General features: G+C 69.6%; 21 protein-coding genes and 1 tRNA gene. 10 read left to right on the forward strand and 12 right to left on the reverse strand.

What is annotated here, in order from left to right; all coding sequences use genetic code 11:
• Positions 1-146 precede the first annotated feature (146 nt).
• Complete coding sequence (locus OHS58_RS48295) at positions 147-1,358, reverse strand: PucR family transcriptional regulator (protein ID WP_328646712.1); 1,212 nt, start codon at positions 1,356-1,358, stop codon at positions 147-149.
• A 121-nt stretch (positions 1,359-1,479) separates the two neighbouring features.
• Between OHS58_RS48295 and OHS58_RS48300 the strand changes: the two genes are divergently transcribed.
• From OHS58_RS48300 to OHS58_RS48320, 5 genes are all read left to right on the forward strand, one after another.
• Positions 1,480-2,388 (forward strand): ABC transporter ATP-binding protein, encoded by a 909-nt coding sequence (locus OHS58_RS48300; RefSeq protein WP_328646713.1) that lies wholly within the window; start codon positions 1,480-1,482, stop codon positions 2,386-2,388.
• Positions 2,385-3,605, forward strand: coding sequence for an ABC transporter permease (locus OHS58_RS48305; RefSeq protein WP_247062572.1), 1,221 nt, complete (start codon positions 2,385-2,387; stop codon positions 3,603-3,605). The genes OHS58_RS48300 and OHS58_RS48305 overlap by 4 nt, the downstream gene beginning before the upstream one ends.
• Before the next feature lie 323 nt (positions 3,606-3,928).
• Entirely contained in the window at positions 3,929-4,705 is a 777-nt protein-coding gene (locus OHS58_RS48310) for a mechanosensitive ion channel family protein (RefSeq protein ID WP_328646714.1), read from the forward strand.
• A 69-nt stretch (positions 4,706-4,774) separates the two neighbouring features.
• A complete protein-coding gene (locus tag OHS58_RS48315) occupies positions 4,775-5,488 on the forward strand; it encodes an MOSC domain-containing protein (RefSeq protein ID WP_328646715.1) in 714 nt (237 codons plus the stop codon).
• Between the two features lie 55 nt (positions 5,489-5,543).
• Positions 5,544-6,188 (forward strand): nicotinamide mononucleotide transporter family protein, encoded by a 645-nt coding sequence (locus OHS58_RS48320; RefSeq protein WP_328646716.1) that lies wholly within the window; start codon positions 5,544-5,546, stop codon positions 6,186-6,188.
• On the opposite strand, the gene OHS58_RS48325 is transcribed toward OHS58_RS48320, so the two are convergent.
• Both OHS58_RS48325 and OHS58_RS48330 read right to left on the reverse strand, forming a co-directional pair.
• A complete protein-coding gene (locus OHS58_RS48325; RefSeq protein ID WP_328649983.1) occupies positions 6,169-7,779 on the reverse strand; it encodes an L-lactate permease in 1,611 nt (536 codons plus the stop codon). The two genes, OHS58_RS48320 and OHS58_RS48325, sit on opposite strands and share 20 nt — an antisense overlap.
• Positions 7,780-8,067: 288 nt before the next feature.
• Positions 8,068-8,658: a TetR/AcrR family transcriptional regulator gene (locus OHS58_RS48330; protein ID WP_328646717.1), complete on the reverse strand. Its 591-nt coding sequence runs from the start codon at positions 8,656-8,658 to the stop codon at positions 8,068-8,070.
• A gap of 87 nt (positions 8,659-8,745) precedes the next feature.
• Here OHS58_RS48330 and OHS58_RS48335 point away from each other — a divergent pair, with 87 nt between their 5' ends.
• Complete coding sequence (locus OHS58_RS48335) at positions 8,746-9,495, forward strand: SDR family NAD(P)-dependent oxidoreductase (protein ID WP_328646718.1); 750 nt, start codon at positions 8,746-8,748, stop codon at positions 9,493-9,495.
• A 6-nt stretch (positions 9,496-9,501) separates the two neighbouring features.
• On the opposite strand, the gene OHS58_RS48340 is transcribed toward OHS58_RS48335, so the two are convergent.
• On the reverse strand, positions 9,502-10,713 hold the full coding sequence (locus OHS58_RS48340) for an alpha-hydroxy acid oxidase (protein WP_247062580.1): 1,212 nt from the start codon (positions 10,711-10,713) through the stop codon (positions 9,502-9,504).
• 84 nt (positions 10,714-10,797) lie between these two features.
• Positions 10,798-13,593: a pyruvate dehydrogenase (acetyl-transferring), homodimeric type gene (gene aceE, locus OHS58_RS48345; protein ID WP_326955145.1), complete on the reverse strand. Its 2,796-nt coding sequence runs from the start codon at positions 13,591-13,593 to the stop codon at positions 10,798-10,800.
• Between the two features lie 418 nt (positions 13,594-14,011).
• Here aceE and OHS58_RS48350 point away from each other — a divergent pair, with 418 nt between their 5' ends.
• From OHS58_RS48350 to OHS58_RS48360, 3 genes are all read left to right on the forward strand, one after another.
• Positions 14,012-14,443 carry a DUF3052 domain-containing protein gene (locus tag OHS58_RS48350; protein ID WP_247062584.1) on the forward strand — a complete coding sequence of 144 codons (432 nt, stop codon included), beginning with the start codon at positions 14,012-14,014 and terminating at the stop codon, positions 14,441-14,443.
• 72 nt (positions 14,444-14,515) lie between these two features.
• Positions 14,516-14,977, forward strand: a complete 462-nt coding sequence (locus OHS58_RS48355) for a peroxiredoxin (RefSeq protein ID WP_247062586.1) — start codon at positions 14,516-14,518, stop codon at positions 14,975-14,977.
• A gap of 46 nt (positions 14,978-15,023) precedes the next feature.
• Positions 15,024-15,098, forward strand: a tRNA-Val gene (locus tag OHS58_RS48360).
• A 55-nt stretch (positions 15,099-15,153) separates the two neighbouring features.
• Here the strand turns inward: OHS58_RS48360 and OHS58_RS48365 are convergent.
• The 3 genes from OHS58_RS48365 to OHS58_RS48375 all read right to left on the reverse strand — a co-directional run bounded on the left by OHS58_RS48365 (position 15,154) and on the right by OHS58_RS48375 (position 18,518).
• Complete coding sequence (locus OHS58_RS48365; RefSeq protein ID WP_328646719.1) at positions 15,154-16,314, reverse strand: tyrosine-type recombinase/integrase; 1,161 nt, start codon at positions 16,312-16,314, stop codon at positions 15,154-15,156.
• Positions 16,314-16,526: a helix-turn-helix domain-containing protein gene (locus OHS58_RS48370; protein ID WP_328646720.1), complete on the reverse strand. Its 213-nt coding sequence runs from the start codon at positions 16,524-16,526 to the stop codon at positions 16,314-16,316. The genes OHS58_RS48365 and OHS58_RS48370 overlap by 1 nt, the downstream gene beginning before the upstream one ends.
• A 414-nt stretch (positions 16,527-16,940) precedes the next feature.
• On the reverse strand, positions 16,941-18,518 hold the full coding sequence (locus tag OHS58_RS48375) for a hypothetical protein (protein WP_328646721.1): 1,578 nt from the start codon (positions 18,516-18,518) through the stop codon (positions 16,941-16,943).
• A 216-nt stretch (positions 18,519-18,734) separates the two neighbouring features.
• Here OHS58_RS48375 and OHS58_RS48380 point away from each other — a divergent pair, with 216 nt between their 5' ends.
• Positions 18,735-19,523: a hypothetical protein gene (locus OHS58_RS48380; protein ID WP_328646722.1), complete on the forward strand. Its 789-nt coding sequence runs from the start codon at positions 18,735-18,737 to the stop codon at positions 19,521-19,523.
• A gap of 38 nt (positions 19,524-19,561) precedes the next feature.
• Here the strand turns inward: OHS58_RS48380 and OHS58_RS48385 are convergent, their stop codons facing one another.
• The 4 genes from OHS58_RS48385 to OHS58_RS48400 form a co-directional block, all read right to left on the reverse strand.
• Positions 19,562-21,223 carry a DNA cytosine methyltransferase gene (locus tag OHS58_RS48385; RefSeq protein WP_328646723.1) on the reverse strand — a complete coding sequence of 554 codons (1,662 nt, stop codon included), beginning with the start codon at positions 21,221-21,223 and terminating at the stop codon, positions 19,562-19,564.
• On the reverse strand, positions 21,223-21,729 hold the full coding sequence (locus tag OHS58_RS48390) for an ATP-binding protein (protein ID WP_328614514.1): 507 nt from the start codon (positions 21,727-21,729) through the stop codon (positions 21,223-21,225). The genes OHS58_RS48385 and OHS58_RS48390 overlap by 1 nt, the downstream gene beginning before the upstream one ends.
• The gene (locus tag OHS58_RS48395; RefSeq protein WP_328614515.1) at positions 21,726-22,094 is read right to left on the reverse strand and encodes a hypothetical protein; all 369 of its coding nucleotides are present in this window, start codon (positions 22,092-22,094) and stop codon (positions 21,726-21,728) included. The genes OHS58_RS48390 and OHS58_RS48395 overlap by 4 nt, the downstream gene beginning before the upstream one ends.
• A gap of 90 nt (positions 22,095-22,184) precedes the next feature.
• The gene (locus OHS58_RS48400; protein ID WP_328614516.1) at positions 22,185-22,484 is read right to left on the reverse strand and encodes a hypothetical protein; all 300 of its coding nucleotides are present in this window, start codon (positions 22,482-22,484) and stop codon (positions 22,185-22,187) included.
• Positions 22,485-22,510 lie beyond the last annotated feature (26 nt).

Genomic DNA, 22,510 nt, shown 5'->3' on the forward strand with positions numbered 1-22,510 from the left:
GGCGTCTTTGTCGGAAACCTCCAAAGACGCGCCGCACCACCTCGCGCGTAACCCGGAAGCCTTGTCGGGTTCAATCACCTTTCGCTGTTAAGTCCATCACGTGACGGGGCTCTCGTGAGAGGGTCGCGGACGGCGTGGGGAGCCGGTCACCAGAGGCCGCGGGCGCGGGCCAGCCGGCCCACCGCCAGCGCGATCCGCAGCACCAGCGCGTCCCGGGGGTCGGTCGGCTGGCAGCCCGTCAGGTCCGCCGCCTTGCGCAGGCGGTAGCGGACGGTGTTCGGGTGGACGAACAGCGTCTTCGCGCACGTCTCCAGCACGCCGCCGCTCTCGAGGTAGGCCTCCACCGTGCGTTGCAGCGTCGGGCCGGCCTCCTCCAGCGGGCGGGCGATGGTGTCGACCAGCAGCCGTTCGGCTTCGGCGTCGCCCGAGAGCGCGCGTTCCGGCAGGAGGTCCGCCGAGCGCACCGGGCGGGGCGCGCCCGGCCAGCCGACCACCGCCCGCAGGCCGGACAACGCCTCCGTCGCGCTGTGGTGCGCCTCCGCGAGCGTCGGGACCGTCGGGCCGGCCACCACCGGGCCGTCGGCGAAGGCCACCGACATCCGGCCGAGGATCTCGCGTTCCTTCACCCCGCCTTCGGTCGCGCCGCCGACGACGACCACCAGTCGCGAGCCCTGCACGGACAGCAGCACCGGCCGGCCGACGCGGGCGGCGCGGCTGCGGACCTCGAACACGACCGTCGGCGGGTCCTCCGACGGCGGGTTGCCCACCAGGACCGTCGCCGCGGCGGTCGGGTCCCAGCCCAGCGCCGTCGCGCGCGAGAGAACGGACTCTTCGGCGTCGCCGCGGACGATGCCGTCGACGACCAGGGCCTCCAGCCGGGCGTCCCACGCGCCACGCGCCTCGGCCGCGGCGGCGTAGGAGTTGGCCGCGGCGAAGGCGATTTCCCGGCCGTAGCGCAGGATTCCCTCGATCAGCGCGGCCCGCTCGGCCTCGTTCGCCGCGAAGTCCGGCAGCTGCTCCTCGAAAACCTCGATGGCGAGCCGGACCATGCCGACGGCCTGGCGCAGGCTGACCCACCGCGACAGCTCGGCCGGCGCGTCGCGGAACGCCTCGGTCGTGAGCTTCAAGGCCTCTTTGGAGTCCCGCAGCCAGCCGACGAATCCCGCCGCGCCGGCCTGGGTGATCAGCAGGACGCTCGCGCGCTGGTCGGCGGGCAGCCGGGCGAACCACGGCAGCCGCTGTTCCATGACTGCGATGCTGGCGCTCGCCAGGCTGCCGGACGCGTGCTCCAGCCGCCGGAGCGTCTTCGCGGACAGTCCGTGGTGCTTCGGCACACGCCGTGTGGTGGGTTCGGCCATTTCGACGCGATCCTACGTGGCCCGCAACTTTCGTAGCCCGCGATGGCAACGCGGGTCGCTATGCGGCGCGTGTACCGGCTGCCTACGATCGCAGCCAAGCGGAGGAAATGGGGGCACCGGGATGACCGGTCTAGAGATCGACGCGATCTCCAAACGCTACGGCGACGTGGTCGCTTTGCGCGAAATGACGTTCGACGTCCGGCCGGGCGAGTTGTTCGGCTTCGTCGGCAGCAACGGCGCCGGGAAGACGACGACCATGCGCATCGCGCTGGGCGTCCTTTCCGCCGACGCCGGCGAAGTGCGCTACGCGGGCGAGCCCGTGACGCACGAAACGCGCCGCCACATCGGTTACATGCCCGAGGAACGCGGGCTGTACCCGAAGATGAAGGTGGGGGAGCAGCTCACGTACCTGGCCCGGCTGCACGGGATGTCCGCGTCCGACGCCAAGACGTCGGCGGAGAAGTGGACGGAACGGCTGGGCGTGGCCGCGCGCCGCGACGACGAGGTGCAGAAGCTCAGCCTCGGCAACCAGCAGCGCGTGCAGCTGGCCGCCGCGCTGGTGCACGAGCCGCGGATCCTGGTGCTCGACGAGCCGTTCTCCGGCCTCGACCCGGTCGCGGTCGACGTGATGAGCCAGGTGCTCAAGGAGAAGGCCGACGACGGCGTGCCGGTCGTGTTCTCCAGCCACCAGCTCGACCTGGTGGAGCGGCTCTGCGACCGCGTCGGCATCGTCCGGAGTGGACAGATGGTGGAGGTCGGCACGGTCGAAGAGCTGCGCGCCGGCGGTGCGGTGCGGCTGCGCGTCGACGTGCCCGGAGCCGGTGACGACTGGGCCGACGGCCTCGCCGGCGTCAAGGTGCTCGGCCGGAAGGGCACCGCGACCGAGCTGGAGCTGGCCGACGGCGCCGACGACCAGGCCGTGCTCCAGGCCGCGCTGGCCACCGGGCCGGTGCGCGAGTTCGCCCGCGAGCAGCCGACGCTGGCCGACCTGTTCCGTTCCGTCGTGACGACCGAGGAGGTCCCCGCATGAGTACCCCGGTTCCGGACGTCCGGATGAGCGCGGCGGGCGCCGTCGGGCTGGTCGCCTCGCGTGAGATCGGCACCCGCGTCCGCTCCAAGGCCTACCGCGTCACCACCGTCGTCATGCTGCTGCTGATCGTCGTCGGCATCGTCGTGATCAAGCTGATCTCGGGCGGCGGGGGCGCCGACGCGACGATCGGCTACACCCCGGCCACCGCCGGGTTCAGCGCGCCGCTGCAGGCGACCGGCAAGGCCGTCGACCAGAGCATCGACGTCACCCAGGTCGCCGACGAGGCCGCCGGGCGCGCGAAGCTGGCCGACGGCTCGATCGACGCGCTGCTCACCGGCGACGGCAAGAGCGTGCACGTCCAGGTGAAGAAGGACCTCGACGGCAAGCTCGCGAACGTGCTGCAGCTGCTGTCCCGCCAGGTCGCGCTCGACCAGCAGATCACCACGCTCGGCGGCAACCCGGCCCAGTTCGAGGCCACCGTCTCGGCCGCGAAGTTCGTCGAGGACCCGCCGCTGGAGGAGCCGTACGACTACAACGGCCAGCAGCTGGTGCTCGGCATCGTCGCCGGCATCCTGATCTACCTCTCGCTGATGATCAACGGCCAGAGCGTCGCCCAGGGCGTCGTCGAGGAGAAGACGTCCCGGGTCGTCGAGCTGCTGCTCTCGACGATCAAGCCGTGGCAGCTGATGGCCGGGAAGGTGCTCGGCATCGGGGTGGTCGGGCTGATCCAGATGGTTGTCATCGGGGCCGGCGGGGTGATCGCCGGCTTGGCCACGGGCGTGCTCACGGTGTCCGTTTCGGCGGCCGTCGGCACGGTCGTCTGGCTGATCGTCTGGTACCTGCTCGGGTTCTTCATGTACTCGATCGTGTTCGCCGCGCTGGGTGCGCTGGTGTCCCGGCAGGAGGACGTCGGCGGCGCGGTGATGCCGGCGCTGATGTTCGTGATCGCCGGGTACGTGGTGGGGATTTCCGTGCTGCCGTCGGATCCGGGCAACACGTTCGCCGAAGTGCTTTCCGTGATCCCGGTGTTCGCGCCGACGCTGATGCCGATGCGGCTGGCGATGGGCGGGGTGCCGGTGTGGGAAGCCGTGTTGTCGGTGGGGCTGGTGGTGCTGATGATCCCGGTGCTGATCTGGCTCGCCGCGCGGATCTACCGCAACGCCGTCATGCGCAGCGGCGCGAAGGTGAAACTGCGGGACGCGCTGCGCGCCGCCTGACGTTTCCCGGTTGTTCATCCGGCCCTCGGACCGCTTCGGCGTCCGGGGGCCGGTTTGTTCTCGGCCCGTGACACCGGGATTCCCCCAAATGCTCGAGGCCGCCCGGCGCTTGCGGTTTACGCTGCGCCGGACGGCCTCGTCTCCCCGGTCCCCACCGGTAGAACCAGTATGGCTGCCAACGATCTTTGCGCGCCAGTCGTCTCACTCGATCGTGGGGCGCACGAGTTGCCGCCGCCGGGTACCTGATCGACGATCCGGTGCACAACAGCGGCACCACCCGAATCGCGGCGCGATTCGGTGCGAAACATCAAGAGGGAGTCGGCATGGGCCAGCAACTCAAGGACGGACTGGGACAAGCGTGGAACCTCGTGGCCACGTTCGTCCCGAAACTCGTCGGTTTCCTGATCATCCTGCTGATCGGCTGGCTGATCGCGAAGGCCGTCTCCAAGGGCCTGAGCCTCGTTCTCGGAAAGGTCGGGTTCGGCAAGCTGATCGAGAAGACCGGCCTTTCCGCCAGCATCGGCCAGCAGAAGATCGACGCGGCCGGGATCCTCGTGAAACTGGTCTACTACTTCATCCTGCTGATCGCGCTGCAGCTCGCGTTCGGCGTGTTCGGGCCGACCAACCCGGTCAGTCAGCTGCTCAACGACATCATCGCGTTCCTGCCGCGGATCGTGGTCGCGCTGGTGCTGATCGTGGTCGCCGCGGCCATCGCGAAGGTCGTGCGTGACGTCGTGACGTCGGCGATGTCGGGCCGCCCGGCCGGCCGGTACCTGGCCACCGGTGCCTACTGGCTGATCATGGCGTTCGGCATCATCGCCGCGCTCGGCCAGGTCAACATCGCGACCGCGATCACCGGCCCGGTGCTGATCGCCGTGCTGGCCACCATCGGCGGCGTCATCGTCGTCGGCTTCGGCGGCGGTCTGATCAAGCCGGCGCAGGACCGCTGGCGCGGCTGGATGGCGAACATGCAGCAGCAGCTGGCGGAGACGCCGCAGCAGCGCACGGGCGAGATGGGCCGCAGCGAGGCCCCCCACGCGATGGCCGGCGCCGACAACACCCCGACCCCGCCGGTCGGGACCCCGCGTCCGCAGATCTGAGCAGCTGAGTGACGAGACGGGCCCGGCAGACGAGGAAGCTGCCGGGCCCGTTTCGTTACGCTGGTGGGCATGGGGGTCGTGACGGCGCTGTGGCGCTATCCGGTGAAGTCGATGCGTGGGGAACGGCTGGCCGAGGGCGAGTTCGGCGAGCGCGGTCTCGACGGCGACCGGCTGTACGCGGTCCGCGATCCGGACGGGAAGTTCGGCAGCGGCAAGAACACCCGCCGCTTTCGCCGGATGGCGGGCCTGCACGAGTTCGCCGCGCGGTACGACGGTGACGTGCCGGTGGTGACGCTCCCGGACGGGCGCACGGTCCGCGGCGACGCCGCCCACGGGGCGATCGCCTCCGCGCTGGGCCGCCCGGGCGTCCGGCTGGTCCGGGAAGCCGACATCCCGCACCACGACGAGGCCGCCGTCCACCTGGTGACGACGTCGTCGCTGGCCTGGCTGGCCGAGCGCGCTCCCGGCGTCGAGGTCGACGCGCGGCGGCTGCGGCCGAACCTGCTGCTCGACACCGGTCCGGCGCCGGAGCCGGCCGAGGAGGCCTGGCTGGGGGAGCGGGTCCGGATCGGCGGGGTCGAGCTGGAGATCCTGCGCCGGGCCGTGCGCTGCGTGATGGTCGGCCTGCCGTGGGACGGCCTCGCGGCCGCGCCCGGTCTGCTGAAGACGATCGCCGACACCAACGACCTGACGCTCGGGGTGCACGCGCGCGTCGTCCGCGGTGGCACCGTCCGCGTCGGCGACGTCCACGACGTGGGATGTTCCGCGCCTCACAGTCCCTAGGGAATGCGCCCCTCCCGGAGCATGTTGGTGACCGGTAGGACGAAAGGGGCGTCACGTGAACTACCTGCTGGAACACGGCTTCCGGGTGCTCGGACAGTGGATCTCCATCGCCGAGTTCGCCGGGCAGGTGTTCGCGCTGGCCGTGGTGTTCCTCGCGCAACGTCGCACCTTGTGGACGTGGCCGGTGCAGGTCGGCGCCACGGTGCTGCTGTTCGCCGTCTACGCCTCCGCGCACCTCGGCGGGCTCGCCGCCCGGCAGGTCGCCATCCTCGCCATCTCCGTCTACGGCTGGTGGGCCTGGACGCGCCGCAAGGACCCGGTGTTCGGCGTTGTCGTGCGCCAAGGCCGGCTCACCGAACGGCTGGTCATGCTCGGCACGTTCGTCGCCGGCACCACCGTGATGGCCCTGATCCTCGACGCGCTGCACGCGTCGTGGGCGCCGTGGCCGGACGCCGCGATCTTCGTCGGCACCCTCGTCGCCTTCGGCGCGCAGGGCGCGGGGCTGGTCGAGTTCTGGCTGGTCTGGCTGGTCGTCGACGCGATCGGCGTGCCGCTGCAGATCTCGTCCGGGCTCTACTTCTCGGCCGCGATCTACATCGTGTTCGCCGGGCTGGTCGTACACGGCTGGTGGACCTGGAACCGCTCGGCCAAGCAGCGCGTCGCGGCCCGCGACCACGGGGTCATGGCAGCATCCAGCTGAGCACCGGCGTGCTCTGCCCGAGCACGATCAGGCACATCACCAGCAGCAGCCCGAGGCTCCACGGCAGGACCTTCCGCAGGAGCTTGCCCTCTTCGCCGGGCAGGTTCGCCGCGACGCAGGCGATGGTGAGGTTCTGCGGCGAGACCATCTTGCCGAGCACGCCGCCGGAGCTGTTGGCCGCGGCGAGCAGGTCCGCGGGCAGGCCGGTCTGGTGGGCCGCCGTCACCTGCAGCGCGCCGAACAGCGCGTTCGCCGACGTGTCGGACCCCGAGACGGCGACGCCGAACCAGCCGAGCACCGGGGACAGGAACGCGAGCGCGGCGCCGGCGGCCGCGATGAACGTGCCGATCGTGCTGGTCTGACCGGACAGGTTCATCACGTAGGCCAGCGCGAGCACGCCGGTGACGGTGAGGATCGCGAAGCGCAGTTCCTTCACCGTGGCCAGCCATTCGCTCAGCGCGCCGCTCGCGGACACGGCCAGCACCGCCGCCGTGACGATCCCGGCGATCAGCACGAGCGTGCCGCCGGTGTTGAGGAACGGCAGCGAGAACGTGTTGCCGGACACCGGTTTCCCGTTCGGCGCGGCGACGTTCAGCCCGAACCAGTGGAACTTCCAGGTCGCCTTGTCCAGCAGCGCCTTGATCGGCGGCAGCTGGCCGAGCGAGAAGATCACGATGATCAGCCCGTACGGCAGGTACGCCTTCACGACGTCGCCGCGTGAATCCTCCGGCGGCGCTTCGGTGGTCGTCGTCCCGCCCATCCCGACGCGGACGGCTTCGGGCACCGGACGGCGGGTCTGGGGCAGCGCGACCAGCGCGGCCGCGCCGGCGAGCGCGGCGCCGATGTCGGCCAGCTGCGGCGAGACGAAGTTGGACGCGAGGAACTGGACGAGCCCGAACGCGACACCGCAGACCAGCGCGGGCAGCCACGTGTCGCGCAGGCCGCGCTTGCCGTCGACGATGATCACCAGCAGCAGCGGCACGACCAGGGCGAGCAACGGCGTCTGGCGCCCGACGATCGAGGACACCTGCTCCAGCGGCAGCCCGGTGACCTGGGCGAGCGTGACGACCGGCGTGCCCATGGCGCCGAACGCCACTGGCGCGGTGTTCGCGACCAGCGCGACGACGGCGGCCTTCACCGGGTGGAAGCCGACGGCCACCAGCATCACGGCGCTGATCGCGACGGGCGCGCCGAAGCCGGCGAGGGCCTCCATCAGGGCGCCGAAGCAGAACGCGATGATCAGGGCCTGGATGCGCGGGTCGTCGGAGATCCGGCCGAACGAGCGGCGCAGCACGTCGAAGTGCCCGGTCCGCACGGTGAGCCGGTAGATCCACAGCGCGTTGACGACGATCCACATGATCGGCCACAGCCCGAACGCGGCGCCGGACAGCGCGCCGGAGACGGCCTGGACGATCGGCATCCCGAACGCGGCGATCCCGACGACGAGTGCGACGAGCAGCCCGATCAGGGCGGCGTGGTGCGCCTTCATCCGGACGACGCCGAGGAGGACGAGCACGGTGGCCAGGGGCAGCACGGCGACGAGCGCGGACAGGCCCAGCGAGCCGAGGGGAGTCACGTCTTGTATGAACAGGGCCTGCACGAACACGGGCGACCTCCGTTTTCCACGATGCGAAAACGGCCTTTCGGCGGAGTGTCCGTGATCCTCCTCACAAACCGGGCGTTACGTCAAGAACTTGACGCCACACGGCCCAACGAGTCAGAGCCTCACGTGATCCAAGGGTCGACACGCGTGTCTGGAGGGTCGACACGCGTGATTGGGAAGTCGACACGGCGCAGGCGGGCTCCGGGAGTCGTGTCGACCTCCCAATCACGCGAGTTGGCGTGCCAATCACGCGAGTTGGCGTTCTGGTCACGCGGGTTACGGCTGGGGGAGGACGGCGAGGGCCGTGTCCGCGATCGCGCGGAGCTCGGCGGGGCTCGAGCCGCCCTTGCCGAGGGCTTCGATGCCGCGGGTGACGGCCAGCAGCAGGCTCGCGAGGTGGGCCGGGTCCTGGTCGCCGGCGATGTCGCCCGCGCGCTGAGCCGCCGCGACGGCCGCCGTCAGCTGCTCCCGCAGCTCGCGGAAGACGCGCTGGGCGCGGGCCGCGACGGCTTCGTCGTGCTCCGCGCACTCCGCGGTGCCCTTCGCGAGCATGCAGCCGCGCCGGTCCCGGTCCGCCGCCGTGGACTCGGCGATCCCGACGACGTAGTCGCGGATCCGCTGGTGGGCGCCGCTGTCGGGACCTTCGAGCGCGCGGCGCGTCGCCTCGGCGGACTCGGTGCAGTAGTCGTCGAAGACGCGCAGGAACAACGCGTGCTTGTCGCCGAAGGCGCCGTAGAGGCTGCCCTTGCCGAGGCCGGTCGCGGCGGCGATGTCGTCGATCTTCGTGCCCGCGTAACCGGTCGCCCAGAACTGGTCCCTGGCGGCGCGCAGCACCGCGTCCTGGTCGAAGCTCCGGGGTCGTGCCATGGCTCAAGCGTACCCATTCTTGACTGTCTCGTCCATAACGGCGTAGGTTCTGGACGAGACAGTCAAGAATTCGACCAGGGGAGCATCGTGACCAGCACACTGAAGGACAAGACGGCCGTCGTGACCGGCGCCGGGACCGGCATCGGGCTCGCCATCGCGAAGCGGTTCGCGGCCGAAGGCGCGCACGTGTTCATCACCGGGCGGCGCAAGGAAGTCCTCGACGACGCCGTCGCCGAGATCGGTGGCAGCGTGCAGGCGATCCGCGCCGACTCCTCGAAGCCCGCCGACCTCGACGCGCTCTACCGGGCCGTCGAAGAGCGCGGGAAGGGCTTGGACGTCGTCGTCGCCAACTCCGGCGGCGGCGTGAGCCAGCTGCTCGGCGAGATCACCGAGGAGCAGCTCGACGCCACGTTCGCCACGAACGTCAAGGGTGTCGTCTTCACCGTGCAGAAGGCCCTGCCGCTGCTCAACGACAACGCGTCGATCATCCTCACCGGCTCGACGACGTCCACGCGCGTGGCGCCGGGCATGAGCATCTACGCCGCGACGAAGGCCGCCGTCCGCAACTTCGCCCGCACCTGGGCCCTCGACCTGGCCGGCAAGAGCGTCCGGGTGAACGTGCTGAGCCCGGGACCGACGCACACGCCGGGCCTGCTGGGCCTGGCCGACCCCGGCGCGGAGCAGGAGCTGCTGGACGGGATGGCGGCCGCCGTGCCGCTCGGCCGCGTCGGCGCCCCCTCGGAGATCGCCGGCGCGGCACTGTTCCTGGCCTCACCCGACGCCAGCTTCGTCAACGGCGTCGAGTTCTTCGTCGACGGCGGCCAGGCGCAGGTCTGACCGGACTCAGCGCAGTGTCGCGTGTGACGGCTTGAGGTCGGCGAGGGTGCGGACGCCCAGCAGCTGCATCGTGCGGACCATCTCCGTGCGGAGGATGTCCACGCAGCGCTGGACGCCGCGCTCGCCGCCGGCCATCAGGCCGTAGAGGAACGCGCGGCCGACCAGGACGGCGTCGGCGCCGCGGGCGATGGCCGCGACGATGTCGCCGCCGGACAGGATGCCGGTGTCGATCCAGACCTCGGCGCCGCCCTGGATCTCGTCGAGCACCGCCGGGAGCAGCTCCAGGGGCGTCGGCGCGCGGTCCAGCTGGCGGCCGCCGTGGTTCGAGATCAGCACCGCGTCGGCGCCGTGCTTGACGACGTCACGCGCGTCGTCGACGTTCTGCACGCCCTTGACCACGAGCTTCCCGGGCCAGGTGCGGCGCACCCAGTCGAGGTCGTCGTAGTTCAGCGTCGGGTCGAACAGCTTGTTCAGCAGCTCGGCGACGGTGCCGTCGAAGTGGCTGAGCGAGGCGAAGTTCAGCGGCTCGGTGGTGAGCAGGTTGAACCACCACGCCGGGTGCGTCGCGCCGTCGAGGAACGTCTTGAGCGTGAGCGCCGGCGGGATGGTCAGGCCGTTGCGGACGTCACGCAGCCGGGCGCCGCCGACCGGGGTGTCGACGGTCAGCATGAGCGTGTCGAAGCCGTGTTCCCACGCGCGATTCATCAGATCTTCGCCGGCGCCGTGGTCGCGCCAGACGTAGAGCTGGAACCACTTGCGGGCCCCGGGCGCGGCGGCGGCGAGGTCCTCGATCGACGTCGTCGCCATGGTCGAGAGCCCCATCGGGATGCCGTTGCGCTCGGCGACGCGGGCCACCGCGCTCTCGCCCTCGTGCTGCATCATCCGGGTGAAACCGGTGGGGGCGAAGGCGAAGGGCAAGGCTGAGGTCTTGCCGAGGATCTCCCGCGTGGTGTCCACATCGGACACCCCGCGCAGGACGTTCGGGTGGAACTCGACCCGCCGGTAGGCCTGGCGGGCGCGCAGCAGGCTGTCTTCGAGCTCGGCCGCGCCGTCGGTGTAGTCGAAGGCCGCCCGCGGGGTCCGCTTGCGCGCGGCCGTGCGCAGGTCGGCGATGGTGTGCGCGTTGCCGAGCCGCCGGTCGGTCGGGTTCAGCACGATCGGCTTGGGCCGCAGGAGCTGCTTCAGCTCGTCCGGCTTCGGCAGTCGGCGCTTCGTCACCTTCATCAACTCCCTCAACAGCCTGCACGGCGAACGGGACCCGGCAGACATCGGATGTCTGCCGGGTCCCTTTCTAGCACCAGGTCACGCGCTGCCGGAATCCGACGTCTGCGGCCCGGCGGCCGCGACGTCGTCGAGCCGGTACTTCGTGGCCGCTTCGAGGACCTTCGCCTGGTCGACCTCGCCGCGCTTGGCCAGGATCGACAGCGCGCCGACCGTGATCGACTCGGCGTCGACCAGGAACTTCCGCCGCGCCGCGGGCCGGGTGTCGGAGAACCCGAACCCGTCGGTGCCGAGCGTCAGCATGTCGGTCGGCACGTACGGGCGGATCAAGTCCGGCACCGAGCGCATCCAGTCCGACACCGCCACGACCGGTCCGTTCGTGCCCGAAAGCGCCTCGGTCACGTACGGCACGCGCGGCTCGCTGCCCGGGTAGAGCAGGTTGTCGTGGTCGATCTCGACGGCCTCGCGCCGCAGCTCGGTCCACGATGTCGCCGACCACACGGCCGCCCGCACGCCCCACTCCTCGGCGAGGAGCTTCTGCGCCTTCAGCGCGTCCGGCATCGTGACGCCCGAGACCAGGATCTGCACCTCGGGACCGTCGCCCTCGGGGGCGTCCGCGTACTTGTACAGGCCCTTCAGCAGGCCGTTGACGTCGAGATTCTCCGGCTCGGCGGGCTGCTGGTACGGCTCGTTGTAGATCGTCATGTAGTAGAAGACGTTCTCGCCGTTGCCGTCCGGGCCGGTCTCGCCGTACATCCGGCGGAGGCCGTCCTTCACGATGTGCGCGATCTCGAACGACCACGACGGGTCGTACGCCACGGCCGCCGGGTTGGTCGACGCGAGCAGCAGCGAGTGCCCGTCGGCGTGCTGCAGGCCCTCACCGGTCAGCGTGGTGCGCCCGGCGGTGGCGCCGATGACGAACCCGCGGGCCATCTGGTCGGCGGCGGCGTAGAGGCCGTCACCGGTCCGCTGGAACCCGAACATCGAGTAGAAGATGTAGATCGGGATCATCGGCTCGCCGTGCGTCGCGTACGACGTGCCGACGGCGGTGAACGACGCGGTCGAGCCCGCCTCGTTGATGCCCTCGTGCAGCAGCTGGCCCTTCTCGGACTCCTTGTAGGCCAGCATCAGGCTCGCGTCGACCGACGTGTACGTCTGGCCGTGCGGGTTGTAGATCTTGGCCGTCGGGAACATCGAGTCGAGGCCGAACGTGCGGGCCTCGTCCGGGATGATCGGGACGACGCGCTTGCCGATCTCGGAGTCCTTCGCCAGCTCGCGGACCAGCCGGACGAACGCCATCGTCGTGGCGACCTCCTGCTTGCCCGAGCCCTTCCGGACGCCTTCGTAGACCTTGTCGCCGGGCAGCACGAGCGCCTTCGCCGACTTCGGGCGGCGTTCCGGCAGGAAGCCGCCGAGCGCCTTGCGGCGGCCGATCAGGTACTCGATCTCCGCCGAGTCCTTGCCCGGGTGGTAGTACGGCGGCAGCTTCGGGTCGCGCTCGAGCTCCTCGTCGCTGATCGGGATCCGCTGCGAGTCGCGGAACAGCTTGAGGTCGTCGAGGGTGAGCTTCTTCATCTGGTGCGTGGCGTTGCGACCCTCGAACGCCGGGCCCAGGCCGTAGCCCTTGATGGTGTGGGCCAGGATCACCGTCGGCTGGCCGTGGTGCTCCAGCGCCGACTTGTAGGCCGCGTACACCTTGCGGTAGTCGTGGCCGCCGCGCTTGAGGTTCCAGATGTCGGCGTCGGAGAGGTCCTTGACCAGGTCCTTCGTCCGCGGGTCGCGGCCGAAGAAGTGCTCCCGGACGAAGGCGCCGTCGTTGGCCTTGTACGTCTGGTAGTCGCCGTCCGGCGTGACGTTCATCAGGTTGACCAGTGCGCCGTCGCGGTCGGCGTGCAGCAGCGAGTCCCACTCGCGGCCCCAGATGACCTTGATGACGTTCCAGCCGGCGCCGCGGAAGTACGACTCCAGCTCCTGGATGATCTTGCCGTTGCCGCGCACCGGGCCGTCGAGCCGCTGCAGGTTGCAGTTGATCACGAAGGTCAGGTTGTCGAGGCCTTCGCCGGCCGCGATGTGGATCAGGCCGCGCGACTCCGCCTCGTCCATCTCGCCGTCGCCGAGGAACGCCCAGACGTGCTGGTCGTTGGTGTCCTTGATGCCGCGATCGCGCAGGTAGCGGTTGAACCGCGCCTGGTAGATGGCGTTCATCGGGCCGAGGCCCATCGACACCGTGGGGTTCTCCCAGAACTCCGGCATCAGCCGCGGGTGCGGGTACGACGGCAGGCCGCCGCCCTCACCGGCGTGCGAGTACTCCTGGCGGAAGCCGTCGAGCTGCTGCTCGGACAGCCGGCCCTCGAGGAACGCGCGGGCGTAGATGCCGGGGGAGGCGTGCCCCTGGATGTAGATCTGGTCGCCGCCGCCGGAGTGGTCCTTGCCGCGGAAGAAGTGGTTGAACCCGACTTCGTAGAGCGCGGCGGACGAGGCGTAGGTCGAGATGTGGCCGCCGACGCCGACGCCGGGGCGCTGCGCCCGGTGCACCATGATCGCGGCGTTCCACCGGATGTAGGCCCGGTAGCGGCGCTCGATCTCCTCGTCACCGGGGAACCACGGTTCGTTCTCGGTGGGGATGGTGTTGACGTAGTCCGTCGAGGTCAGCGCGGGCACACCGACGTTGCGTTCACGAGCGCGCTCCAGGATGCGCAGCATCAGGTACCGGGCCCGCTGCTGGCCTCCCCTGGCCAGCGCCTCGTCGAAGGAGTCCAGCCACTCGGCGGTCTCCTCCGGGTCGATGTCGGGCAGGTGCGCAGCCAATCCGTCACGGATTACGCGTACGCGTGCCGGGGTCTCCTTGCCGGAGGCGCCGTCGTTCTGCGGGGCCAAGGGGTCTCCTTGCGAAAAGTTGTAGCCGGTGGTGCTCGTACTCGGGGGTGTACGACTCTCCATCGTCGTCTTCCCTCCCGGCTTCCGCACTGCTACTAGGCGGTAACATCAGCCGACCCGATCGAGTCGCTCCCCGCGCGCGGTGTATCCGCGCGCGCGTTTTCTTCCTCATCACCCTAGGGGACGGGCTCCGGCGGGGTGGCAGACCGGTCCCCGAGGTACCCGATACGCCGTCGCGGCGGGGGCCCCGCGGCCCGTATCCTGCGACACGAGTTGTCACGGATCCGGTGTGGACGGTTGCGCGCAGAGCCACACCAGTGTTCGCTATCGGCAACCGGGTAGCCGAGTGTGGCGCAGCCGTACCCTCCACGAGGGTGCTCGAGCGCCACGCTCCGTCGTAGTTGGAGGAGTGAAAGCAGTGGTCGCCGCGGGAGACGCTGATCAGACCGGCGTCGCCGAGAGGCTCGGCATCAAGCCCGAGATGGTGGTCCAGGAGATCGGCTGGGACGAGGACGTCGACGACGACGTCCGCGCGGCGATCGAGGAGCAGATCGGCGGGGACATCCTCGACGAGGAAGCCGACGAGGTCATCGACGTGGTGCTGCTGTGGTGGCGCCAGGACGACGGCGACCTCGGCGACGCGCTCATCGACGCCAGGGGCCCCCTGGAAGAGACCGGCGTGATCTGGGTGCTGACCCCGAAGACGGGACAGCCCGGGCACGTCGAGCCGAGTGAGATCGCGGAAGCGGTGCCCGTCGTCGGGCTGGCCCAGACCGCCAACATCAGTGTCGGCGCGAACTGGATCGGCACGAGGCTGGTGTCCCCGAAGTCGAAGTCGAAACAGCGCTGAACCGGCCCCGCCCGGCTGACACGATAGGGTTGTCGTCGCAGGCACGTGTCCGTACGGGAGAGGAAACGCGGTATGACCGTCGAGGTCGGTTCTGAGGCCCCTGACTTCACACTGAACGACTACAACAAGCAGCCGGTGCAGCTGTCGTCCTTCCGGGGCGACAAGCCGGTGCTGGTGGTCTTCTACCCGTTCGCGTTCAGCGGCATCTGCACGGGCGAGCTCTGCCAGCTCCGCGACGAGTTCGCCGACTACGACAACAAGGGCGTCCAGGTACTGGGCGTCTCGGTCGACACGCCGTTCTCGCTCAAGGCGTGGGCCGAGAAGGAGGGCTACCAGTTCCCGCTGCTGTCCGACTTCTGGCCGCACGGTGACGTGGCGCGCGCGTACGGCGTCTTCAACGAGCAGGCGGGTCTCGCGGTCCGCGGCACCTTCCTGGTCGACAAGGAGGGCGTGGTCCGCTTCGCCGAGGTGAACGCCCCGGGCGAGGCACGCGACCAGCAGGGCTGGAAGAAGGCCGTCGCCGAACTGGCGTGAGGCTCCACGGCGGCGGTCCCCCTTGCGGGGTGGGCCGCCGCCGTCCGGGCGCATAGCTCAGCGGAAGAGCACTCGGTTTACACCCGAGCGGTCGCAGGTTCGAACCCTGCTGCGCCCACCAGCGGAAACGGGGCCCCCAAGATCACTAGGGGCCCCGCTGACATCACCGATTGACATCAGTTGTCGTCCGCCAGCCGGTCCATCCGGGTGGCCATCCGCTGCTTGGCCTCGTCCAGGACATGCCCGTAGATGTTGGCCGTGGTCGCGATCGAGGCGTGCCCCAGCTGCTCCATCACCTCCCGGATCGTGGCGCCGTCCATCAGCAGCAGCGTGGCCGCCGTGTGACGCAGGTCATGTACCCGCGTCGGGTCGAGCCCGGCGCGACGCAACAGCCGGCGGAGCATCGTGTTGACGTTCCTCGGCTCGACCACACGCCCCGAACTCGTCACGAAGATCAGGTCGTCCGGCTGACCCGGCGCGAGGTTCAGCGTGGAGCTGAGCCGCTTGGCTGACTCCTCCCGGTGCCGGACCAGGGCGGCGATACACACCCGGCCGAGGTAGAGCGAACGGGTGGACTTCTTCGTCTTCGTCTTCCCGAACTCCAGCCGGCCGCGCACACGTTGCACGGTCCGCCGGACACGGAACGCGCCGGTCTCCATGTCGATGTCGGACCAGGCCAGGCCAAGTACCTCGCCCTTGCGCAGGCCGGTCGTGATCAGGATCAGCCACAGCGCGTAGAGCCAGTGCGCCGACGCCGTCTTCACGAACGCCTTCGCCTGCGCCTCTGACAGCGGCTCCACCTCGAACTCGCCGCGCGAGGGCGTCTCGACCAGGCGGGCGACGTTGCGGCCGATCAGTTCCTCGCGCACGGCGTTGCTCAGCGCGCTGCGCAGGGTCTCGAACACGTTTTGGACGTACCGGTCCGAGAGCGGCTTGCCGAGGACGGTCTGCTCCTTCCGCAGCTTCGCCACGAGCCCCCGAACATGGGCCGGGGTCAACGCATTGAGCCGCTTCGTGCCCAGGTGCTTCTTGATGTAGCGGCGGACGACGATCTCGTACCCGGAGTAGGTCGACGGCCCGCGGTCGACCTTGATGATCTCTTCCAGCCAGTAGTCGAGGTAGTCCCCGAGCTTCATGTTCGAGGAGATCGACGGGACGCCCTTGCGGTTGTTGTCGAGCATCTCGACCCGCTTGTCGTTGACCTCGTCCCAGGTCTTCCCATAGACGAACCGGCGTTTGCGGTCGCCGGTCGTCGTCAGGACGTAGACAGCGGCCTGGTAGCGGCCGTCTGCCCGCTTAACGACGGTTCCGAGGCCGTTCGCTGCGCGGCGCGGCATCAAGCAGCCTCCGATTCCTGCATCAGGGCGGTGACGTAACTGTCGATCGAGGTGCGCGGGACTCGCCGTGCGCCGAAGATCTTCACGGACTTCAGCTCGCCGGAGTTGATCAGGTCGTAGACGCGTGTTCGCCCGATGCAGAGCAGCCGGGCGGCTTCTTCGACTCGTACCAGCAGGGGCTCGTGCTCGGTGGACGCGGTCTCAGTGCTCATGGCGGTAGGCCCTTCGTCTCAGGTGGGCATGACAAGGTGACCGGGCGGTTGCCCGGCCAGACGGTTGTGGATTCGATTACGTTCGGTGTCGGGTAGAGCCCCAAGAGCTGGCAGAAGAGAGAGCTGCGAAGGGTGGGGGGTTCGCGGCGTGGGGTGGTAGGTGCCGGAAGAAACCCGCAAAACCCGCAAACCCGCAAAAGGACCCCTGACCTGCGATTTTGCTTGCGGGTTTTGGCGCGGGTTTCTCCGGCAGCCCCCGAGAAACCCGCGGGTTTGCGGGTTTTGCGGGTTTCCCGATCGGCCCTGGCCCGAGAAACCCGCTAACTCTGCCAGCCTCTTTTACCTGGTCACAGCCCTACAAACTTGACCGTGCGGGTTTTGCGGGTTTTGCGGGTTTTTTCTCCGCCTGATCTCCTACGACGTCTGCCGCTCCACCCACCACAGCTTGCTGTTCAGGTGCTTGTCGGTCGCGCTGCGTAACACGACGTCGCCGTGCCACCGGTCGATCTGCCCCCGCAGCCGCCACCCGAGCGACTTCACCGTGAGCGGCTTCCCGGCCCGGTCGGTCGGGAACGTCCCGGCCCACGGGTCGGTCCCCGCGGTCGGCTCGCCGGACTGGCGCAGCTGCTGCGAGGTCACCCGGACGTCGCCGTGCACGTCGTCCCAGGCCATCAGGAACGCGCGCCACTCGCCGTCCTCCTCGTCCAGCTCCCGCACCGCATCGGCGTTGCCGAGGAACCCGCCGACCTGGTGGTGCTCCAGGAAGCCCCCGAGGTGCCGCGCCCACGGCGTGAACTGCCGCATCTGCGGCACCGAGTCAGCCGTCGGTGCGCCGTTGTTCGTCCAGTCCAGAATCATGATCAGGACGTGGCGCAGCACGGTGGCGCGGTTGACCGGGTCGAGGATCCAGGAGTCCAGGTTCGGGATGGTGAACCCCGTGCGGGCCTCGGGGCGGGGGCAGTTCGGGTCGAGCCGCACCCACACCGACCGGGACGCCATGTCGCCACCGGTGCGCAGGTTGTTGCCGGTGGCCAGCCACAAGCGGTCGTTGATGAAGTTCGCCGCGGCGTTGGTGCCCAGCCGGCGATCCGACCAGTTCCGTTCGGTCACCAGCCGCGCCAGCACCGCACTGTTGACCATGGCGCCCTCGGCCAGGTTGTCGAACACGATCACCCCGACGCTGTCGGCCAGCACCGTGGTGATGGCCTTGCGCAGCTCGTCCTCCGAATCAGTCCAGGTCAGCACGCGCTGCCCGACCAGCAGCCCGACGCAGCCGGCCAGGATCGTCTTACCCGACCCGGGCATCGACGCCTCGATCATCCCGAACGGCGACAACGCCCGCGTGTACGGCCGAATCAGCGGCGTGACGAGCAGCGCGAGGTAGTTGGCGCGGTCCGCGGCGCTGCGCCACGGGAAGTCGGCCAGGAACCGCTCTAGCAGGAACTCCCGCGCCTGCGCGACCTCGGCTGCGGTGGGCTGCTCCGGGACGCGGCCGAGGTGCTGGTTGCCGGCCAGGTAGAACCCGGTCGCCGTGTCGTAGCCGGGGTTCTGCAGCAGCGTGCCGTCGCGGCGCAGCACCGGGGTGGAGATGATCCGGTGCAGCACTGGCAGCTTCGGCCACGACCGCCGCGACAGCACCGCGTTGAGCACGGTCGCGTTCGGGGTGGTCTCCACCTCCTTCCCGTCGCGGCGGACGTCGAGCACTTCGGCGTGCTCGGCCAGCAGCGACGCCATCAGCGGCGGTTTGAGGACCGAGGCGGTGATGGGCAACGCCACGTCGGCATCCCCGGCCTCGGTGTCCTCGGTGGCGCCGGAGATTTCCTCCACCACCACCGGGGCGCCCTCGGACACGTAGGTGTTCGGGATGATCCGGTCGTCCAGCGCGCCGGTCAGGATCCGGATAGCGTCCGGGTCTTCACCGATGCGCAGCCGCGGTCGGCCCGTGTTGCCCAGCGGCCACAGGGACCGGGCTTGTGCGGGTGTGCTGGCCATGGCGTTCCCCTTCGTCGTGCGGGTAGTGCGAGGCGGCCCTCTTGCGGCCGTTATCAGTGCGCTATCGACACCTCCTCAGTCATGCGGATGGCGGCGGTTGTCGAGCACATGGTTTAATCACCGACGTTTGATTTCGGTCTACGCTGAGGGGGCCAACCTGTGAACTGGCTGGAATTCGCTAGTTCGGTCGTTAGTTCGTTAGCCTGGCCCCTATGCGTGATCCTGGTCGTCTTGTTCCTGCGGCGCGGACTCATCAACATGTTAACTTCGGGCCCGCTGAAGGTTTTCAAAGCCGGTCCCAGCGGCCTCGAACTGGAGTACTTCGACCGCACGCTGAACGAAGCCAAGGTCAATGTAGGATTGCCTGCCGACAAGCCTCGGAGGCGAAGTATCTGGGATCTTATCCGCGAAAAATTCGGACTAGACGGGCGAGTCGATCCCTTGCCAGTTCCCGAGCCCGTACCCGTTCCCGGACTTGACTTTTCACCTGAGCCTGAGACCTTGCATGAGCCTGAGGCTCCGCCTGAGTCCTCGTCAGAGCGTGAACCTCTGCCGGAGAGCGAGTCATCCAGACGCGAGACCGTGCGACCAGATGATCCCTACAGGCAATGGTTTCTGCCGAACCTAATGGAACGTGGGTACCTTCGCGAGGTAGCGGCAATATCGCCCACTTCGGCAATACTTGAAAGTTTTGCTTTACTGGAGGCGCAGCTTCGTGACAAACTATGGGCCATTCTGCCCGAGTACGTTGGCAAGCGCACTACCCCTCCCATGAGTGAACTGTTAAGTATAGCCAGACATGAGGGAGTATTCACGTCAGCGGAGGCTAAATCGGTTGACGAACTTGCAGCATTACGAAATGCCCTGGCGCACGGCCGTGCACGCAATATTGCCGACACAAATAGAGCTTATTCGTACCTCGATGTAGTCGATCGTCTTTGCAGGATCATCGAGCATGCTTCGTTGCGGCCCAGGAAATTGCCCACGACCGATGACCCGACGTAGGTTTGACGGGACACCTCTCATGCGGCGGCTATGGCGAGTTATGCCGCGGCGCGACGTCGGCGAGTTCGCTCCAGCGAGGCAATCGCCGCACCCACGAGCCATTCAGCCGCGGGCGGGGTGACGCCGTTGCCGAGCTGGCGAACCTGCTCGCGCTTACTACCGGTGATGACGTAGTTGGGCGTGAACCCCATCGCTCCCTGCACCTCCGGCACCGACAGCATCCGGAACGTGCAGTCCTCCACCGCCGGAGCGGCGTCCGGCCAGCCCACGAGCGACTGGTGCCCGGCCGTGGTCAGCGTCCGGGCGGGTTCGGTGACGGGGGTGCACATCTGCCCGGGGTTGCCGCGGGCGGTGTTGTGCCGCACGAGCATGTGGTGGTTGCCCGACGCGCACACCGTCGCCAGCGGCTCGGCCACGTCACGGGCGTCGGAGCCCCCGCCGCGCAGTTCGGCGATGAACGCCAGCCCAGCGGTGTCCACCGTGGTCCTTGTCGGCATCGGCGAGGCCGCCGGCCGCGCCACCCCCGTGCCGTAGTACGGAACCACCAGCGCCGTCTCGTGCCGCGCGGTCTGCGTCCGCATCGGGTCACCGGTACTCGAGGCGTGCTTGCCGTCGCGGCCCTCCAGCGGGACCAGCAGCCCTTCCCACTCACTGGTGGTGCGGGTCCGGAACGGGTCGGCGACCGGGCGGGCGTCCTCGTTGCGGGTTCCACCGCTGGGCACCAGCAGCGCCCGGGTGTGCGAAGTCGTCAGGGTCGCTGTCGGCCAGTCGGCCGGCCAGGCCCTCGCGTAGCCGGAGCCCGGGCGGACGAAGGTGTTGCCGGTGGCCTCGAACGTCATCGGCCGCGCGTAGCGCTCCAGCCCGGCCCGGATGCGCTCGATAGTCTTCTCCGACAGTGGCTTGTCGCGGTCGCCGATGCGCTGGCCGAGGTGCGACCAGTCGATCACCGACGCCGCGGGCAGCGCGTAGGGCTCGACGATCGTGTTGCGGCACCGGCTGTTCGGGCAGCGGTAGAGGTACTGCTGGCGGTAGCGGCCCACGGTGCGGCCGGGCTTCCACCACTGCACCGCGGCCACCTCGACCTCGCACTCCGGGCACCACGCGGCCGGGCGGATGTCGAGGTCGGGCGCGATGTTGCCCTTGCGCCAGAACACCACGTACATCCGGTCGCGGGACTGCGGTGCGCGCGGGGCGGCGATCGCCGGGGCGTGCATGGAGTTGAGCGAGACGATCCGGTGGTCGTAGCCGAACGCGTCCATCGACGCCAGCCACGCGGTGAACGGCGGCCACTTCGCCGCGTCGACCACGTTCTCGACGATCACGATCTCGTGCCGGTGGGCTTCGGCGAAGCGCGGCACGTCCCACATCGTCGCCCGGGAGCGTTCCGCGACGTGGTCGGGCACCTGGTCGTCGCCGAACAGGACGCCTTGGTGGTCGTTCTTGGTCCGGGCGCGGCCTTTGGCGATGGAGTGGTTGGTGCACTCCGGGGAGGCCCAGAGGATGTCGGTGCGGCGGTAGCGGCGGGGTTCGACCTGGGAGATGTCGGCGCAGTCGTGGTCGCAGCCGGGGAAGTTGAGCTGGTGGGTTTCGATGGCGCGCGGGCTGTGGTTGGCGGCCATGACCAGCTCGACGCCGGGCACGGCGGTGGCTCCGAGACCGGATCCGCCGGCGCCGCAGAACAAGTCGGTGACGGTGTACATCAGCAGATCTCCCAGGTGAGCGTGGATGTGGTGTCGACCTCGGTGACGGCGCGGAACCCTTCGGCCCGCAGGACGGCCGGGGTGAGTGCATCGACGCGGTGCCAGTACTCCCGCACGACCGGTGCGGGCACCGGCCGGGATCGGCCGGCGTTGCGGGCCAGGGCGACGTCGAGCGGTGCGCGCACGATCACCGCGTCGGCCGCGACGCGGTGGTGGCCGGCGAGGTCGAGCCAGGTGCCGCGTTCCCGCGCGGTGGTGGCGGTGGCGTCGATCGTGACGTCGTGTCCGGCGGCCAGCAGCGCGTCCGCGATGGCGTGCACGGCCCGGACCGCGGCCGGTGTGGCGGCCGGGTCGTGCTCGTGGCGGCCGAGGACGGCGCGGGCCCGGTCGAGCGACAGCCGCACCCCGAACCCGCCGTACGCCAGCTGGCGGTCGCAGTAGGTGGACTTCCCACAGCCGGGCCCGCCGACCATCACCCGCAGCACCGGCACTCGAGCGCGCCTCACGCGGCCACGCCCCGGCCGGTGCGGCGTTCGATCGCCTCGGCCCAGCACACCGCGGTGGCGGCGACCTGGACCAGCTCGTCGGCCAGCCTGGCGTCGTCGTGTTCGGCGAAGGCTTCGTAGACCTCTTCGCGCAGGATGTGCAGCCAGGTGAGGCGCCCTTCGGCGCGGGCCATCTCGGTGGTGAACCGCGCGGTGTGGGCGGCGGTGACGGCGCGGCGCAGCAGCCCGGTCAGCTCGACGTCGGGGCCGGTGCCGTCGGGGTGGTTCTGCTCGCCCCACAGCGCGTCCTGGCGGGCGCGTTCGGCGGCGACCCTGGCCAGCACGGCGGCGGTGTGCGGCGAGACGATCGGCTCGGTGGTAGTCATGGCATTGACTCGCTTTCGGGAGGCGGGCACGAGAAGGGCCGGGCACGCGTGGTGCCCGGCCCTTTCTCGTGTCCTCTGTGGTCGGTGACGTCAGGCGGCCTGTCCGGCGGCGGTGGCGGTGTTGTAGAGCGACCAGCAGTCCTCGCAGTCGCACAGCCGGCCGATCCCGGGGCCGTCGAGGGTGCCGGGCTCGATCAGGACCGGGTCGAGCGTCGCCAGCGCGGTCGGGCTGGCCGCCCGCCAGGTCGGGATGACCTCGGGAGCGCCGGGGTCGACGTCGGCGCAGGCACAGCCGGCCGCGATACAGGGCCGGGTGTCGTCCTTGGTGGGGAAGTCGGTGTGGAAGCTGTCCAGGTGCCCGCAGGCACAGCGGTGCACGATGGCGGCCATCGGCTCTCCTCCTCGGTGTCCTTTGT

Source organism: Amycolatopsis sp. NBC_00348, assembly GCF_036114655.1.
Lineage (GTDB): Bacteria > Actinomycetota > Actinomycetes > Mycobacteriales > Pseudonocardiaceae > Amycolatopsis.